Origin of the sequence: Tabrizicola flagellatus, assembly GCF_008271465.1 — a bacterium.
In the GTDB taxonomy this organism is placed as follows: Bacteria; Pseudomonadota; Alphaproteobacteria; order Rhodobacterales; family Rhodobacteraceae; genus Tabrizicola; species Tabrizicola flagellata.
Window position 1 is genome coordinate 39,427 of record NZ_VMDU01000018.1, and the last position, 16,501, is coordinate 55,927.

At 67.5% G+C, this 16,501-nt stretch carries 18 protein-coding genes and 1 tRNA gene; 12 read left to right on the plus strand and 7 right to left on the minus strand.

Features of this window, described 5'->3' with window-relative positions; translation table 11 throughout:
- Positions 1-55 precede the first annotated feature (55 nt).
- The gene (gene accD, locus FL625_RS16330) at positions 56-973 is read left to right on the plus strand and encodes an acetyl-CoA carboxylase, carboxyltransferase subunit beta (protein ID WP_149589737.1); all 918 of its coding nucleotides are present in this window, start codon (positions 56-58) and stop codon (positions 971-973) included.
- A gap of 29 nt (positions 974-1,002) precedes the next feature.
- Positions 1,003-2,241 (plus strand): bifunctional folylpolyglutamate synthase/dihydrofolate synthase, encoded by a 1,239-nt coding sequence (locus FL625_RS16335; protein ID WP_435532711.1) that lies wholly within the window; start codon positions 1,003-1,005, stop codon positions 2,239-2,241.
- Between the two features lie 66 nt (positions 2,242-2,307).
- Here FL625_RS16335 and FL625_RS16340 read toward each other — a convergent pair whose 3' ends face one another.
- Together FL625_RS16340 and FL625_RS18130 are read right to left on the minus strand one after the other, a co-directional pair.
- Complete coding sequence (locus FL625_RS16340) at positions 2,308-2,940, minus strand: TetR/AcrR family transcriptional regulator (protein WP_149589739.1); 633 nt, start codon at positions 2,938-2,940, stop codon at positions 2,308-2,310.
- Positions 2,941-2,999: 59 nt separating this feature from the next.
- Complete coding sequence (locus tag FL625_RS18130) at positions 3,000-3,173, minus strand: hypothetical protein (RefSeq protein WP_160147804.1); 174 nt, start codon at positions 3,171-3,173, stop codon at positions 3,000-3,002.
- Between the two features lie 153 nt (positions 3,174-3,326).
- Here FL625_RS18130 and mbfA point away from each other — a divergent pair, with 153 nt between their 5' ends.
- Positions 3,327-4,304 carry an iron exporter MbfA gene (gene mbfA, locus FL625_RS16345; protein ID WP_149589740.1) on the plus strand — a complete coding sequence of 326 codons (978 nt, stop codon included), beginning with the start codon at positions 3,327-3,329 and terminating at the stop codon, positions 4,302-4,304.
- Entirely contained in the window at positions 4,304-4,999 is a 696-nt protein-coding gene (locus FL625_RS16350; RefSeq protein WP_149589741.1) for a nitroreductase family protein, read from the plus strand. Before mbfA ends, FL625_RS16350 begins: the two co-directional genes overlap by 1 nt.
- Before the next feature lie 17 nt (positions 5,000-5,016).
- Here FL625_RS16350 and FL625_RS16355 read toward each other — a convergent pair whose 3' ends face one another.
- From FL625_RS16355 to FL625_RS18290, 3 genes are all read right to left on the minus strand, one after another.
- On the minus strand, positions 5,017-6,090 hold the full coding sequence (locus FL625_RS16355; protein WP_235019466.1) for a PP2C family protein-serine/threonine phosphatase: 1,074 nt from the start codon (positions 6,088-6,090) through the stop codon (positions 5,017-5,019).
- Positions 6,071-6,820: an FHA domain-containing protein gene (locus tag FL625_RS16360; protein ID WP_149589742.1), complete on the minus strand. Its 750-nt coding sequence runs from the start codon at positions 6,818-6,820 to the stop codon at positions 6,071-6,073. The genes FL625_RS16355 and FL625_RS16360 overlap by 20 nt, the downstream gene beginning before the upstream one ends.
- Positions 6,821-6,943: 123 nt before the next feature.
- Entirely contained in the window at positions 6,944-8,557 is a 1,614-nt protein-coding gene (locus FL625_RS18290) for a serine/threonine protein kinase (RefSeq protein WP_200833974.1), read from the minus strand.
- A gap of 391 nt (positions 8,558-8,948) precedes the next feature.
- Between FL625_RS18290 and FL625_RS16370 the strand changes: the two genes are divergently transcribed.
- The 7 genes from FL625_RS16370 to FL625_RS16400 all read left to right on the plus strand — a co-directional run bounded on the left by FL625_RS16370 (position 8,949) and on the right by FL625_RS16400 (position 14,082).
- Entirely contained in the window at positions 8,949-9,884 is a 936-nt protein-coding gene (locus FL625_RS16370) for an AEC family transporter (protein WP_149589743.1), read from the plus strand.
- Positions 9,881-10,711: an S-formylglutathione hydrolase gene (gene fghA, locus FL625_RS16375; protein WP_149589744.1), complete on the plus strand. Its 831-nt coding sequence runs from the start codon at positions 9,881-9,883 to the stop codon at positions 10,709-10,711. The genes FL625_RS16370 and fghA overlap by 4 nt, the downstream gene beginning before the upstream one ends.
- 22 nt (positions 10,712-10,733) lie before the next feature.
- Entirely contained in the window at positions 10,734-11,174 is a 441-nt protein-coding gene (locus FL625_RS16380; RefSeq protein ID WP_160147805.1) for a CAP domain-containing protein, read from the plus strand.
- 81 nt (positions 11,175-11,255) lie between these two features.
- Positions 11,256-11,564: a hypothetical protein gene (locus FL625_RS16385; RefSeq protein ID WP_149589746.1), complete on the plus strand. Its 309-nt coding sequence runs from the start codon at positions 11,256-11,258 to the stop codon at positions 11,562-11,564.
- A 73-nt stretch (positions 11,565-11,637) separates the two neighbouring features.
- Positions 11,638-12,573 carry a DMT family transporter gene (locus FL625_RS16390; RefSeq protein WP_149589747.1) on the plus strand — a complete coding sequence of 312 codons (936 nt, stop codon included), beginning with the start codon at positions 11,638-11,640 and terminating at the stop codon, positions 12,571-12,573.
- Positions 12,563-13,186 carry an HAD family hydrolase gene (locus tag FL625_RS16395; RefSeq protein WP_149589748.1) on the plus strand — a complete coding sequence of 208 codons (624 nt, stop codon included), beginning with the start codon at positions 12,563-12,565 and terminating at the stop codon, positions 13,184-13,186. Before FL625_RS16390 ends, FL625_RS16395 begins: the two co-directional genes overlap by 11 nt.
- Positions 13,183-14,082 carry an ornithine cyclodeaminase family protein gene (locus tag FL625_RS16400; protein ID WP_149589749.1) on the plus strand — a complete coding sequence of 300 codons (900 nt, stop codon included), beginning with the start codon at positions 13,183-13,185 and terminating at the stop codon, positions 14,080-14,082. The genes FL625_RS16395 and FL625_RS16400 overlap by 4 nt, the downstream gene beginning before the upstream one ends.
- Positions 14,083-14,151: 69 nt before the next feature.
- On the opposite strand, the gene FL625_RS16405 is transcribed toward FL625_RS16400, so the two are convergent.
- Together FL625_RS16405 and FL625_RS16410 are read right to left on the minus strand one after the other, a co-directional pair.
- Positions 14,152-14,228 (minus strand) — tRNA-Pro (locus FL625_RS16405).
- Positions 14,229-14,275: 47 nt separating this feature from the next.
- Positions 14,276-15,241 (minus strand): DMT family transporter, encoded by a 966-nt coding sequence (locus FL625_RS16410; RefSeq protein ID WP_149589750.1) that lies wholly within the window; start codon positions 15,239-15,241, stop codon positions 14,276-14,278.
- A gap of 127 nt (positions 15,242-15,368) precedes the next feature.
- Between FL625_RS16410 and FL625_RS16415 the strand changes: the two genes are divergently transcribed.
- On the plus strand, positions 15,369-16,478 hold the full coding sequence (locus FL625_RS16415; RefSeq protein ID WP_160147806.1) for a Na/Pi cotransporter family protein: 1,110 nt from the start codon (positions 15,369-15,371) through the stop codon (positions 16,476-16,478).
- Positions 16,479-16,501: the final 23 nt, after the last annotated feature.

Sequence of the window (16,501 nt, forward strand, 5' to 3'; positions counted from 1 at the left end):
TCCGCACGTCGGGGCTTATCTCGGGAAGCCGAAGCGAAGGGGCAGCAGGCACGGCATGAACTGGATCACCAACTACGTCCGTCCGAAGATCAACTCGCTGTTCTCGCGCCGCGAGGTGCCCGAGAACCTGTGGACCAAGTGCCCCGAATGCGGGACGATGCTGTTCCACCGCGAGCTTGCGGCGAACCTCAACGTCTGCGGCACCTGCGACCACCACATGACGATCAGCCCCCGCGCGCGCTTCGAGGCGCTGTTCGATGGCGGCATCTTCACCGAGGTCAAGGTGCCCGAGCCGCTGGTGGATCCGCTGCAGTTCCGCGACCAGAAGAAATACACCGACCGGCTGAAGGCCGCGCAGAAGGCCAGCGGCGAGAAGGACGCGATGCTGGTGGCCGAGGGCGAGATCGGCCGCACCCCCATCGTCGCCGCCGCGCAGGACTTCAGCTTCATGGCCGGGTCGATGGGCATGTATGTCGGCAACGCGATCATCGCGGCCGCCGAACGCGCGGTAAAGCTGAAGCGGCCGCTGGTGCTGTTCTCGGCCAGCGGCGGGGCGCGGATGCAGGAGGGGATGCTCTCGCTCATGCAGATGCCGCGCACCACGGTCGCGGTGCAGATGCTGAAAGAGGCGGGCCTGCCCTACATCGTCGTCCTCACCCATCCGACGACCGGCGGCGTGACGGCCAGCTATGCCATGCTGGGCGACGTGCAGATCGCCGAGCCCAATGCCCAGATCGGCTTTGCTGGTGCCCGGGTGATCGAACAGACCATCCGCGAGAAACTGCCCGAGGGCTTCCAGCGCGCGGAATACCTGCTGGACCACGGGATGCTGGACCGCGTGGTGCATCGCAAGGCGATGAAGGATGAGCTTGTCACCCTGATCCGCCTGCTGACCGGCCAGCCCCCGGCCATCAAGGGCGACCTGGCGCCGCCGGCGGAAAAGCCGGCGGACAAGGTGGAAGCGAAGGCGTGACGCTCAGCTCGGATGTCATCCTCGACCGGATGATGACGCTGCATCCCAAGGTCATCGATCTGACCCTGGGCCGCGTCGAACGGCTGCTGTCGGCGCTGGGCAACCCGGAGCGGGCAATTCCCCCCGTAATCCACATCGCCGGGACCAACGGCAAGGGCTCGACCCAGGCGATGATCCGGGCGGGGCTCGAGGCGGGCGGCGACCGGGTGCATGCCTATACCTCGCCGCATCTCGCCCGGTTCCACGAACGCATCCGCCTGGCGGGAGAGCTGATCTCGGAACCCGCGCTGACCGCGCTTCTGGACGAATGCGTGGCGGCGAACGGCGGGGAAGAGATCACCTTCTTCGAGATCACCACCTGCGCGGCCTTCCTGGCCTTTGCCCGCACGCAGGCGGACTGGACGCTGCTGGAGGTCGGCCTTGGCGGGCGGCTCGATGCGACGAACGTGGTGGACCATCCGCGGCTGACGATCATCACGCCCGTGTCGATGGATCACGAATCGTTCCTGGGCGATACGGTTGCCAAGATCGCCGGCGAAAAGGCCGGGATCATCAAGCGCGGCGTGCCGGTGATCGTCGGGCCGCAACACCCCGACGGTCTGGCGGTGATCGAGGCGCAGGCCGCGCGGCTGGGTGCTCCGGTCCTGGCGCATGGCCAGCACTGGCAGGCCTTCGAGGACCGCGGCCGCCTGATCTATCAGGACGAGACCGGGCTTCTGGATCTGCCGCTGCCGAACCTGCCCGGACCGCACCAGATCCAGAACGCGGGCGCGGCCATCGCCGCCCTGCGCGCGCTCGGCCGGGACGAGGCCGCCTGCGAGGCCGCCGTCACCCGCGCCGTCTGGCCCGCCCGGATGCAGCGTCTGCGCCGGGGGCCGCTGGTGGACCTTGCGCCGCAGGTGGAACTCTGGCTCGACGGCGGGCACAACCCCGCGGGGGGCGAGGCGGTGGCGGCAACCCTGGCGCGGATGCCCCGGCGCGAGACGCATCTGATCTGCGGTATGCTGAACACCAAGGACGTGACGGGCTACATGCGCCCGCTGGCCCCGCAGGTCGCGCGCCTGCATGCGGTGTCGATCCCGGGCGAGAAGAACACCCTGCCCGCCGAAGCCACCCGTGACGCGGCCCGCGCGGCCGGGATGGATGCGGTCACCGCCGGCTCGGTTGCCGAGGCGCTGGCCGGCATCGCCGCCACATCCCCCGAGGCGCGGGTGCTGATCTGCGGCTCGCTCTATCTGGCAGGGACGGTGCTGCGCGAGAACGGGTAAGGCTCGTCGATGACTTCGTCACTCCTCGCGGCGCTACCGACGAGGAGACGCAGTCGAACGAGGAGGTCAGGTCCCATAGCGCGCAAGGAACATCTCGACCGCGCCATGCACCGTGCGGTGGACGAGATCGGGGGTGATGGTCTCGGCCAGGCCGAACATCAGCCGGTCTTGGATCGTGGCCTTGCAGAGCTGCGCGAACTGGTCCGCGGCCAGGTCCAGGTCGTCGATCTTCAGCGCGCCGCTGGCGACGTAACAGCCGAGGTGATGCACCAGCCGAGCGTGGATCAGGCCAGGGCCGAAATCGTGGAACTGCCGGCCAAGGCCCGGAAAATGCTCGCCCTCGCCCACCACGATGCGGAACATGCGCTGGCCGAAATCCGACAGGTGGAAGGCCACGATCCGTTCCGCCGCGATGGTCAGCGCCACCTGCACCGGCACGTCGCCTTCGACCATCGCTTCGGCCTCGTCGGTCTGGCGGTGGCACTCGCAGCGCGCGACCTCCAGGAAGAGAAGCTGCTTGTCGGGGAAGTAGGCGTAGATCGTCGCCTTCGACACGCCCGCCTCGCGCGCGATGTCATCGACCGAGGCGCGCTCGAACCCGTCGCGCAGGAAGATCTTGCGCGCGCCTTCCAGCACCTGGTCGAACTTGCGACCGCGCCTGACTTCGTGACTGGCCCCGTGATCGGCAGCTACGTTCATCGGTCCCCCTGCGAGGGACCATAGAGCATCGCGGTCCGGCGCGGCAAGCGAGGCGAGCGTCACTCGGCCAGCTGGCAGGTCGCGCCCGCCGCGGGCGCCTCGCAGCCCTTGGTCGAGGGCGTGACCGTCTCGGTCGGGAAGGTAAGCGAGGGCAGCAGGATGGTCAGCGACTGCGCCGCAGCCGGGATGGCCAGCGACAGGGTGACAGCAAGGGCAAGCGAAAGACGGTCCATTTCGATCTCCAATCTGAACTCTTCGGTTCAGATTCATTTCTAAACTGTCCGGTTCAGTCTGGCAAGACCATTCTGAACCATGGAGTTCAGATTATCGCGTTGCGCCCGCCGATGACCCGATTAGATTAGAATCATTCCAGACTGGGTGCCTCGATGCTGTCCTCACTGACCTTCCGCCGCCGTTTCTCCGACCTCTCGGAACAGGAGGTGCTGGCCTTGGCGATCTCGTCCGAAGAGGACGACGCCCGCATCTACCGCAGCTTCGCCGAAAGGCTGCGCGCCGACTACCCCGCCTCGGCGGCGGTATTCGAGGGCATGGCGGTCGAGGAGGACGGCCATCGCCAGCGCCTGATCGACCTGCACCGTGCGCGCTTCGGCGAGGTGATCCCGCTGATCCGGCGCGAACATGTCGCGGGCTTCTACGCCCGCCGCCCGGTCTGGTTGTCGCAGACACTGTCGCTCGAGACGATGCGCGGCGAGGCGGCGGCGATGGAGAAGGTGGCACATGACTTCTATCTGCGCGCCGCGGCCCGCACCCAGGATGCGGCGACCCGCAAGCTTCTGGGTGACCTGGCGTCGGCCGAGGCAAGCCACGAAAGCCATGCCCATCACCTGGAAGACACCCACCTGCCGGAGGACACCCGCAGCGAAGAGGACCGGACCGCCCGGCGCCAGTTCATCCTGACCTGGGTGCAGCCGGGGCTTGCGGGGCTTATGGACGGGTCGGTCTCGACGCTGGCGCCGATCTTCGCCACGGCCTTTGCCACGCAGGACAGCTGGACGACCTTCCTCGTCGGCTCGGCCGCCTCGGTCGGAGCCGGGATTTCGATGGGCTTCACCGAGGCCGCGCATGACGACGGCGTGCTGTCGGGCCGAGGCTCGCCGCTGAAGCGCGGGCTTGCCTCTGGCGTGATGACCACGATCGGCGGCCTTGGGCACGCGCTGCCCTACCTGATCCCGGAGTTCTGGACCGCAACCACCATCGCGATGATCGTGGTCTTCGTGGAGCTCTGGGCGATCGCCTGGATCCAGAACCGCTACATGGAAACGCCGTTCCTGCGGGCGGCCTTCCAGGTGGTGGTCGGCGGCGCGCTGGTCTTTGCCGCCGGCGTGCTGATCGGGGGCGGGTGATGTATCGCAAGGGCGAAGTGACCTACCGCGCCCTGCCGCTGCCCGACCGGGTGCAGATGGACGAGGACCGGTCGCTCGCGGCCGCGACCGGGTTCCTGGCATACATGCGAAAACGCCATTCGGTGCGCGACTTCTCGACCCGGCCGGTGCCCGAGGCAGTGATCGCCGCCTGCATCGCGGCGGCCGGCACCGCGCCCTCGGGGGCGAACCACCAGCCCTGGCATTTCGTGGCGATCGGCGATCCGGCGATGAAGGCGCGGATCCGCGCGGGGGCCGAGGAGGAAGAGCGCGCCTTCTATTCCGGCGGGGCCGGGGACGAATGGCTTGCCGCGCTTGAGCCCATCGGGACCGGCGTGTCGAAACCGCATCTGACCGATGCGCCATGGCTGATCGTGGTCTTCGCCCAACGCTACGGGCTGACCGAGGACGGGACGCGCTACAAGAACTATTACGTGCCGGAGAGCGTCGGTATCGCCACGGGCATCCTTATCACGGCGATCCATCACGCCGGGCTCGTCTGCCTTGAACACACGCCCAACCCGATGAAGTTCCTCGGTCCCCTGTGCGAAAGGCCCGAGCACGAGAAACCGGTGATGATCCTTCCGGTCGGCTATCCGGCGGACAGCGCCACCGTGCCCGAGGTTGCCAAGCGGAAAAAGCCGCTGGACAGGATCATGAGCGTCTTTCGCCCCTGAACGCGGACCCCGTGCCCTCAGGCCAGGGCCGCGAACCGGCGCGGCACGACGACGGTCGGTTCCTCCGTCGCTTCGGGACTGTCGGGCGCGGTATCCTCGGGCGGAGGGATCTCCATGGCGACCGCCTCGGCCATGGGAAGGCTGACGATGGCGGCAACCTCCTCGGGGTGAATGTCCGGTTCTGGAGAGGGCACCGGGATCGGCAGCAGGCCGGGATCGGCCACGACCTTCGTCAACCCGCGCGGCCGGGCGACCGCGACGGATTCCTGCGGCCGGTGGCTTGCCCTGGGCCGGGCCGAGGCATCGTTGACCTTGATGATGGTAAAGCTGATGTTGTCCTGGTCGGGATCGTCCAGGCGGTGAATCTCTTCCAGCAGCCGCTCGGCGATCTCGGTCGAGCGCGACTTGCGATACCGGTTCAGCACCTTCTCGATCTGGGCATTGCTCAGGAATTGCAGGCCGTCGGACGCGCAGATGACGATGTCGCCGGCCTTCAGTTCCAGGGGTTCGGACGGGCAGTCCACCTTCGAGATCGCCGAACCCATCAGCACCGACATCAGACAGTTGCGATCGGGATGGCAGGCCGCGATCCGGGCGTCCAGCAAACCGGCCTGCACCATGAAGTCGATCTGCGGGGCCATCGAGTGGTCCTCGTTCAGCTGGCGCAACCGGCCGTCGCGGAACAGGAACAACGGAGAATCGCCAATCGAGATCCACCACAACCGGTTCTCGACCAGGGCCGGCACCACCAGGGTCGCCCCCATGCCTTCGGTCTCGGGGTGGCTCTCGGCATGGGTGCGCAGGGTCTGGTTGGCAAACTCGGCCACGTTGCGCAGGATCTCGGGGGCCCGCCGCTCGAAGGCATCGACATCGGCGAAATGGAACTTCAGCTCGGAGTAGACCTCGGTCAGCACGATCTTGGACGCCACGTCCCCGGCCGCATGACCGCCCATGCCATCGGCGAGCACGACGAAACCAGCCTCGGCGCCAACCGGGAAATCGGCCGTGATCGCGTCCTCCTGGTAGTCGCGCGCGCCCTGGCTTATGCCCGAGGCGACGTCATAACGCGGTTCACGCGATCGCCATATCATGCGCGTCTCCCTCTTCCTGGTAGGTGGACCAGTTGAACTCGGGCGTGCAGAGGACCTTCAGAACCAGCGTCGTCTCGCCGATCTGGATCTCGTCGCCATCCTTGGCCGGTTCGGTCGAAAGGAGCGGGCGGCCGTTCAGCCGCACCAGGTTGGATTTGCCACCATGGCCGATGTGGAATTCGTGCGTCTTGCCGTCATAGGCGATCGCGGCGTGGTTATGCCGCGAGATCGCCATGTCGCCATAGTCGAGCGACACCGTCTGGTCCGCGCCACGACCGATCTGGGACACGCCTTCATGCAGGGCGAAGGACGCACCCTTGCCGGGGCCGTCCTTGATCACCAGCCAGCCCGCCGGGAACATCACGTAACCCTTGCCGGGCGCAGGGGTCGCTTCCGCGATCGGCAGTCCGGCGGGATCCTGGAACATCGGCACCACGGCCGCCGCCTCCGGGTCGAACCCGAGGACGCGCGTCTTTGTGCGGGTGGGGCGACGCTGCGGGGCCGCTTCGGCCTTCGCGGCCGTGGAGACTTCGTCCTCGATTTCCCAGATGCCGCGTGCGGGGGGCGTCACACCCTCGGGCAGCGGGGCCTTGGCCTTGACCACGCGGACGGGGCGCGCGACCGACACCGGGGCTTCCGGTTCGGGTTGCGCTGCGGCCGGCTGGGCAGGGGCCGCAGCAGCCAGTGCCTCGCGCAGGCGCTTCACTTCCAGTTCCGCCAGGGCCGCCATGACCGGATCCGGGCCAGCTTCGACCGTGCCAGGTGCCGACCCCGTATCGTCCGTTTCACCGAAGATAGAGCGCAGGAACTTCACGATGGTTTCTCCCCGTCCAGATTGTCAATTGCCGCAGGGTCAACCGGCCACCCCAAGCCGGAATTCTGCATCCACTGTACTTGCACCACGCCGCACGACAAAACCATAAGTTGACACGCCGCGCCCGAACTCGCGCTGAAGTGTGTCGCGCAGGGCGGTGGCGCTGCCCAGCATCTCGCCGGATGCCGAATAGATCAGCAGCACGTCGCCCGGTTCCAGGGTTGTCTCGGCGCCAGCCGGCACCTCGGCAACCACGGTCTGAGTGCCGGTCGCGGTATCGACGGCCTCGAACGTCAGACCGTTCGGAAGCCGCAGCATGTTGACCACCGCAAAGGGCTTGACCTCGGGCGTCGCGTCGGTCGCGGTGACGGTCATCGGCGAGGCCGGCTGGGCAACCGGCGCCTTGCCGGGCGACAGCTGGCCAGTCAGCCCCAGGAGGCCGACTACAATCGCCCCGGCCACGGCCGCCCCGGCCACGAGCCTGCCCGGCGCGGGCCACCGGGCCTCCGGGCTGCGGCCGCCGGCATCGGCGAGGGGAGGCGCCGGGTCCGCCTCCACGACCGCTGGCTGCCCGATGGTGACGGTGGCGGTCGCTGGCGCCTCCGGTTCGGTCCGGGGCGCAGCGATCTCGGCCGGGAATCGGGCGACGTCCGGTCGCACGGGCGCAGGCGCCGCCGGCAGCGCGACAGCAGAGGCGACCGGCTCTTGCACCGCGCCCGCGTCGGTCAGACCCGCCATGGCGCGCCATTCCTCGACCGATTGCAGGCGGTCGCGCGGGAAAATCGCCATCGCCTTGTCGATCGCGGCCAGGAACGGGGTCGGATAGCCGCGGAACCTGCCTGCCAGCGGCCGCAGGGGATCACCCTCGCGCCCGGCCAGAGCGGCGAGCCGTTCCTGCGAGGTCTTGGGCGTTTCGCCCGAAATCAGGTGGTAGAAGCTGGCCGCCAGCGCATAGAGATCGCTGCACGGCGCCTGCTTGCTGCCGACGACGTAGAATTCCTGCGGCGAGTAGCCGTCCTTGACCACGCGCAGCCCGGAAACCGCCCGGCTTTTCCTGGTCACGTCCTTGCGCGAGGCGCCGAAGTCGATCAGCACCGGCTGGCCCTTGCGCGGGTCCAGAAGCATGTTGTCGGGCGAGATGTCGCGATGCAAAAGCCCCTGGGCATGAACGTGGCCGATGGCGTCCAGCATGGTCGCCAGATGGGCGATGATCTCTTTCGGGCGCAGGGGCGGCGCGCTGCCCTCGACCGTCTGCAACAGGTCGTAGCCTTCGATGTAGTCCATCGCCATGTAGGCGGTCCCGTTGCATTCGAAGACCTGATGGACCTTGACGATGTTCGGATGGTCCAGCTGCGACAGCGTCACGGCTTCCTGGACGAACTGCCGCACGGCGGTTTGGAAATCATCCTGCTGCGCCCGGGACCGGGCGCCGACCGTCTGGCCGATGCGGCGGCAGAAGGCAGAGGGGAAACATTCCTTGATCACCACCGTCCGGTCGAGCGAATCGATGGCCAGGTAAACGATCCCGAAGCCGCCGCTGTTGACGAAGGACTTGATGGTATACTGCCCGAACAGCAGTTTCGTGCCCGCGGGCAGCTCGTCCGAGCTGGGTCCGGCATCCTCGCGGTCGATCTTCAATGCGGCAGCGGTCATTGCAATTCCCGGTTGACCGGACGGCACCCTTCCCCCCGAAGGCCCGCGCGGCATCCTTCAGGACTAGCCAATGAGTTGGGCCAAAACGTGAAGGGATTTCGTTCGTTTCTCGCCACAATTGCACAACCTTGAGTGATGGAATCCGATTGCCGTCCCAAAGGACGAGACAACTGCACGCCTATTGGTTGTGGGGATCTCCCGCCGAAACCCAATCTGGGCTGGCACTTGCGCAACAATCCGTTTCAGCCGTCTTGCCCCGGTTTTGCCACAGAAGGCCCCGATCGGTCGGGAGTCCCTGCCGTCCCGCCCATCTCCGTCGTCCGAGAGTCCGGCGACCGATTCCCGACCGGATGCCTTGCCCTTTCCGCCCGCGCATGACACCTGTGCGGGCATGCTGGCGATCCTTCTGAAGACCCTTCCCTTCTTCGCCGTGATCGGCCTCGGTTACCTGGCCGGCCGCACGCGCTTCTTCTCCGAGGAGGCGACGGCCTACCTGACCCGCTTCGTGTTCTATTTCGCGCTGTCGGCGATGCTGTTCGGCTTTGCCGCCAACCTGGACGTGGCGGCGATCTTCTCCTGGACCTTCGTCTTCGCCTATCTGCTGGCGACCTCTGCCGTCTGGCTGATCGTCGCCGGCGTGGCCCTTGCGCGCCGAACCAGCCCCGAGGAAGCGGTTTTCGAGGCGCATACCGGGGTCATCGGCAATGTGGGCTTCCTGGGCATCCCGATGCTGGCGCTCCTCCTCGGACCGCAGGCGGTGGGGCCGGTGCTGCTGGTGCTGGCGGTGGACCTGATCGTGTTCTCCTCGATCCTGACCATGGCGATCACCGGCCTGCGGGCGGGCCGGGTCAGCGCTCAGACCTTCGGCATCCTCGCCACGGGCCTGGCGAAGAACCCGATGATCGTCTCGGTCGTCCTCGGCATCGGCTGGGGCGCGACGGGCCTCGCGCTGCCCGGGCCGGTGAACGAGTTCCTGACGCTGCTCGGCGCCGCCGCCACGCCCTGCGCGCTGTTCGCCATCGGTGCCTCGCTGGCAGGGCGGTCGGCGGAACGGGTCGAGGTCGCGGCCTGGCTGTCCTTTGCCAAGCTTTTCCTGCATCCCGCCGCCGTGGCGGGGGCCTGCTGGCTACTGGGAGTGACCGGCTATCAGGCCGGCGTCATGATCGCCGCCGCCGCCCTGCCGGTCGCGGGCAACGTGTTCATCCTGGCGCAGCACTACCGCGTCGCGCCGCAACGGGTTTCCACCGCGATCCTTCTGTCCACCGCGGCCTCGGTGCTGACGGTGACGGCGGTGATCGCCCTACTCAGCCAGGGAGGCTACATATGAAGACCATCTCGGAAAACCGGGCCTTCGGCGGGGTTCAGGGCGTTTACAGCCACCCCTCGCTCGCCTGCGCCTGCGACATGACCTTCGGGCTGTTCCTGCCCGCCCAGGCCGAGGACGGGCCGGTGCCTTTGCTCTGGTTCCTCTCGGGCCTGACCTGCACGCACGAGAACGCGATGATCAAGGCCGGCGCGCAGCGCTGGGCGGCCGAGGCGGGCATCGCGCTGATCTTCCCCGACACCTCGCCGCGCGGCGCGGGCGTGGCCGACGACCCCGACTTCGCGCTGGGGCAGGGGGCGGGCTTCTACGTCAATGCGACCCAGGCCCCCTGGGCCCCGCATTTCAGGATGTGGGACTATGTGACCGAAGAGCTGCCGCGCCTTCTGTTCAACGCCTTTCCCCTGGCCGAGGAGGCGCAGGCCATCACCGGCCATTCCATGGGCGGCCACGGCGCGCTGACCATCGCGATGAGCTTTCCGGGCCGCTTCAAATCGGTCTCGGCCTTCGCCCCGATCTGCAACCCGACGGCGAGCGATTGGGGTCGTCCGCAACTTTCCGCCTATCTCGGCCCGGACGAGTCGTCCTGGGCGGCGCATGATGCCACCCTGCTGATGCGGCGCCGGGGGTTCGATGGGCCGATTCTGGTGGACCAGGGGACCTCCGACCAGTTCCTCGACAAGCTCCGCCCCGAGGCGTTGGCCGAAGCGATGGCCGCGGTGCGTCAGGGGGGGACGTTCCGGATGCAGAAGGGCTATGACCACAGTTACTTCTTCGTATCGACCTTCATGGAGGACCATGTGTCCTTCCACGCCCAGGCTTTCCTGGCTTAGCGCGCTTTTCCTGTCGCTGTCGGTGGCGCTTGCCGCACCGGTCGCGGCCGGCCCTGCCGAAAGCGTGCTGTCGGCGGTGAACGCGGCCCGGGCCAAGGCCGGCTGCGCGCCATTGCGGGCGAATCCCAAGCTGATGGCGGCCGCCCGGTCACATGCCCGCGCCATGGCGGAACAGAACTTCTTCGGCCATGCCGGCAAGGACGGCAGCCGCTTTTCCAGCCGGATCAAGCGGCAGGGCTACGACTATCGCACGGCGGCCGAGAACATCGCGGCCGGGCAGAAATCGGCAACCGAGGTGGTGCGCAGCTGGCTGAACAGCGCCGGACACCGCCGCAACATGCTGAACTGCGCCATGCGGGACACCGGGATCGCGCTGGTCTATCAGCCGGACGACCGCCCCATCCGCGGCAACCGTGCGCCCTTGCGCTATTACTGGGTCCAGGTCTTCGCCGCGCCCGGCTGAGCCGCCGTGCCTCCTGGACCGGCTTGTGCGGTGGCCGCGCTTGTGGTCAGGTGCGCGCAGCAGACGGACTGGGGAAATCGGATGAAGAATCTCGTTCTTGCCATCGTCGTGGCGTCGCTGGCCATTCTGGGGTTCTACGCCTACCAGTCCAGCCAGAAGGTCGCCGCGCTTCAGGCCGAGGTCCAGGCCAAGGAAGCGGCCCTCGTCACCAAGGAGGCCGAGAAGGACGCGCTGGAGAAGCAGCTGGCCGAGCTTCAGACCCAGGTTGACAAGCTGGGCGCGGACCTCGAGGCGGCGACCGCCGCCGCTGCCGCCGCCACCGCGACTCCGGCCCCTGCCACCGAAGCCCCGGCCGAGCCCGCCCCCGAGGCCCCGGCAACCAATCCCTGATCCGGGTCTGCCCGCGTCACCCGATGTCGCGGGCGGAACAGACGGAACCGGGGGGCGGGGCTTCCCTGCCGCAATGGCTCGTTCTCCCGCCCTGACCGGCATCCTCTTCGCCATCGGCGGCACGCTGATCTTCTCGGTCAACGATGTCTCGATCAAGTTCCTCTCGGGCGGTTATGCGCTGCACCAGGTGATCCTGATCCGCGCCATCGTCGCCATGGCCTTCATCCTGGCCGTGATCCACTGGTCCGACCGGGGCTGGTCGCAGCTGGCAACCCGCCGACCGGCAACGCATCTGGCGCGCGTCGCCATCGTCATGCTGTCGAACGTGACCTACTTCACCGGCCTTGCCGTCATGGACCTGGCCGATGCGGTGGCGGTGGCCTATGTCAGCCCGATCATCATCACGCTCCTGTCTATCCTGTTCCTGGGCGAAAAGGTCGGCCCCCGCCGCTGGGCCGCGGTCATCGTCGGCATGGTCGGGGTCATCGTCATGCTGCGCCCCGGATCGGGCGTGATCCAGCCCGCCGCGCTTCTGGTCCTGGTCTCGGCGGTTCTCTACGCCTCGGGCAATCTGCTCGCCCGCCACATGGGCGGAACCGAAAGCGCGATGACCCTGTCCTTCTACGTCCAGACCGGCTTCATCATCGTCAGCCTGGCCATGGGGCTTTGGGCCGGCGACGGCCACCTGGCCAGCGAGGAGGAAATCTGGGCCTTCCTGTTCCGTCCCTGGATCTGGCCGCCGGTCGAGGACTGGCCGATCTTCCTGGCCACCGGCCTGTCGGTCGGGATCGGCGGGATGATGGTGACGCAGGCCTACCGCACCACCGAGGCCGGGCTGATCGCGCCCTTCGAATATGTCGGCATGCCGCTGGCGATCTTCTGGGGACTGGTGGTCTTCGGCACCTTCCCCGACGCCGTGTCCTGGGTGGGGATTGCGCTCATCTGCGGCTCCGGCCTTTATGTGATCTGGCGGGAAACGGTGCGCAGACGGGAAAGCGATGCAGCCTGAGGCAGTGATCTTCGACATCGGCAACGTGCTGACCCGGTGGCAGCCCGAGGCCTTCTATGACCGGGTGCTGGGCGAGGACCGCCGCAAGCGACTGTTCGCCGAGGTGGACCTGCATCACATGAACGCGCTGGTCGATGACGGGGCGCTGTTCCGCGAGACGATCTACGACTGGGCCGACCGCCACCCCGACTGGGCGCCCGAGATTCGCATGTGGTATGACCGCTGGATCGAGCTGGCCAGTCCCCGGATCGAAGGTTCCATCGCGCTACTTCGTGCGCTGAGGGCGAAGGGGGTGCCGGTCTTCTGCCTGACCAACTTCGGCAGCTATTCCTACGAGGAAGCCCGCGACAAGCTGGATTTCCTGGGCGAGTTCGACCGCGAATATGTCTCGGGCCGGCTCAAGGTGTCGAAGCCCGATCCGCGCATCTACCAGGCGGTGGAGGACGATTGCGGCCTTCCGCCCGACCGGTTGATCTTCACCGATGACCGGGCCGACAACATCACCGCCGCCGCCCGCCGCGGCTGGCGCACGCACCAGTTCGAAAGCTGGCAGGGCTGGGCTGCAAGGCTGGTGGCCGAGGGGCTCTTGACGCAAGCGGAGGCAGGGCTGTGACCGAGATCATCCCGTACGAAGCCGAGGCGCATCTGACCTGGGCCGGTCTGTTGCAGGCCTTCGAGGCCGGGCATCGCCTGCCGCTGGCCGGCATCAAGGACATGCTCCTGTCGCGCGACCGCGACACGATCCTGAACCGGGGCGCCTGGATCGACGGGCTGGGCGCCCTGGTCAAGGTAGCGACGATCTTCCCGGGCAATGCGGCCCTGGGCAAGCCCTCGATCCATGGCGCGGTGACGCTTTACGACGACCGGACCGGCGAGTTGACCGCCATCGTCGATTTCCACCTGGTCACCAAGTGGAAGACGGCGGGCGACAGCCTCTTCTCGGCCTCGCGGCTGGCGCGGAAGGACGCGCGCGATTTCCTTCTGGTCGGGGCGGGTGCCGTGGCGCGCAGCATGGTCGAGGCCTATTCCTCGGTCTTTCCGGAGGCCCGATTCACCGTCTGGAGCCGCAGCCGCGCCAGCGCCGAGGCCATGGGCCTGCCCGTGGCCGATGACCTGGAGGCGGCGGTGCGCAGGGCCGACGTGATCTGCACTGCTACCATGGCGACCGAACCGCTGATCCGGGGCGACTGGCTGCAACCCGGCCAGCACCTCGACCTGATCGGCGCCTACAAGCCCGGCATGCGCGAGGTGGACGACCGCGCGATGAGCCGCGCGCGCCTGTTCGTGGACAGCCGCGCCACCACGATCCACCACATCGGCGAACTGATCGACCCCATCGCCTCGGGCGCGATCACCGAGGCCGATGTCATCGCCGATTTCTACGACGACCCCACGCTGTTCGCGCGGCGGTCCGATGACGAGATCACCATCGCCAAGAACGGCGGCGGCGCGCATCTGGACCTGATGACCGCCGACTACATCGCCCGAGCCTGGGCGGCGCGGCGCTGAGACGACTGCGAGACCCAAGAATTTTCGCCGAAAATTCTTGGGGGCCATCACCGAGGTAATCCGGGAAACTGGTCGGAGCGAGAGGATTCGAACCTCCGACCCCCTGCTCCCGAAGCAGGTGCGCTACCAGACTGCGCTACGCTCCGACCGATGCGGGGGGGTTATCCCGTCCGCCGCGCTTTGGCAAGAGGCCTCACGCCTGATCGCCGCCCCTTTCCAGCCGCTTGAGCCAGGTCGAGATCCGCGGCAGCGTCCCGATTTCCCAGCGCGAGCGGTTCTCCAGCACGGGGCGGTTCTGGCTGACCTCGGGCGTGCCCTCGCGCAGAACGATGTAGATGCCCGAGGCGATGATGACGGCCGAGCCGATGCCGGTGTAGAGATCGACGGTTTCGTTGAAGAAGAGCCAGCCGTAAAGCGCCGCCCAGATGATCTGGGAATACTGCATCGGGGCAACGATGACGGCGGCGGCCACGCGGTAGGCGGCGATCGACGCCAGCGCGCCCAGCGTGCCCAGAAGCGCCATCACCGCTGTCAGGCCCAGATCCTCCACCGGCATCGGGCGATAGACGAAGGGCATCAGCGCCCCGGTGGCGATGAAGGTCAGCACCATCGGGTAAAGCATCAGCACGACCGACCGTTCGTCGCGCCCGATCTTGCGCACGATGACCGAGGACAGCGACCCCGTCGTCGCGGCCCCCAGCGCCGCGAGATGCCCCAGCGAGAACCCGTCGCCGCTGCCCGGCCGCAGCACGATGATGACGCCCAGAAGGCCCACGACGACCGCTATGCCCCGACGCAGGCCCACCTTCTCGCCCAGCATGGGGATCGCCATCAGCGTGATGAGCAGGGGCATGGCGAAGAAGATCGCATAGCAGGTCGCCATCGGCAGGACCGAGAAGGCATAGAAGCCCATCGCCCCCGTCACCACCGCGCTGACGGTGCGGATCGCGGTCCACCATGGATGCCGCGGGATCAGGGTGCCGTCGCGCCGGTCGCTGAGCAGGAGGATCGTGATGAGCGGAAAGCCCATCAGCCCGGCAAAGAACATGGTCTGGAAGGAGGAGTAATGCCCGCCGAGATACTTCACCACGACATCATGGGTGGCATAGAAGGCGAAAGCCGCCAGCGACAGGGCCGCACCCTTCAGATTTTCGGTCATTGCCGGAACTTCCGTTGCTGCCCGCCGGGCGGGACAGGTCGCACTCCGACACTTTGTCGCAGATAGCGGCGGCAGCCTCAAGCCCGCGCGACTTGCCATGGGGGCGGGCTTGGGTCACCTTCCCGGCATGACCGGGGGTATCCTTGGATTTCTGGGCGGCATCGGTCTCTTCCTGTTCGGGATGGAGACCATGACGGCGGCCCTGCGTTCCCTGGCGGGCGAGGGGCTGAGGCGCTGGCTTCTGCGCATGACGCGCACGCCCCTGCGGGGGGCGGTCAGCGGCGCGGCGATCACCGCGATGGTCCAGTCCTCGACGGCGGTGACCATCATGGCGATCGGTTTCGTCGGGGCCGGGCTGCTGAGTTTCGGCCAGTCGCTCGGGGTGCTCTTCGGCGCAAATGTCGGGACCACCGTGACCGGCTGGATCGTGGCCATGGTCGGCATCAAGCTGAAGCTCGGAACCCTGGCCCTGCCTTTGCTGTTCCTCGCCGCGCTGGGCGGCATCTTCGGCGAAGGGCGGCTGGCGCGCTGGTGCCGGATGCTGGCGGGGCTGTCGCTTCTGTTCATCGGGCTCGACCTGATGCAGTCATCGGTGGCGGGGATCGAGGGGCTGATCACTCCTGACCAGCTTCCGGGCGAGGGCTGGACCGGGCGGTTGCTCATGGTCCTGCTCGGCCTCGGGCTGGCGGCGATCATGCACAGCTCCTCTGCCGGGGTGGCCATGGCGCTGGTCTTTCTTGGCTCGGGCACGATCAGTTTTCCGCAGGCCGCTGCGGCCGTGATCGGGATGGACCTGGGCACGACGCTGACCGGGATCATGGCCTCGGCAGGGGGCGGGGTCGAGATGCGGCGGACGGCGCTTGCCAATTTCCTGTTCAACATCGGCACGGTTGCGCTGGCCTTTCCGGTGCTCGACCTGGTGTCGCCGGTGTTGCATGCAACCTTCCTCGGGCAGGACGACCAGACTGCGCTTGTCCTGTTCCACACGCTGTTCAACCTGGTCGGCGCACTGGTCTTCCTGCCGCTGACGGCGCGCTTTGCCAGGCTGGTGGAGCGCCTTGTGCCAGACCGTCCGGTGACACTTGCCGCCGCGCTCGAGCCCGGATTGCTGTCGGATCCGGGGACTGCGCTTGATGCGGCGGTCCGAACGGCCGACGCGATGGCCGTGGCGGCGGGCATTGCCCTTTCCGCCGCCCTTGCCCCACTGTGGCGTGACATCAGAATCTGCACACTTTGACAACAGAGTTTGCAGCAAAACGA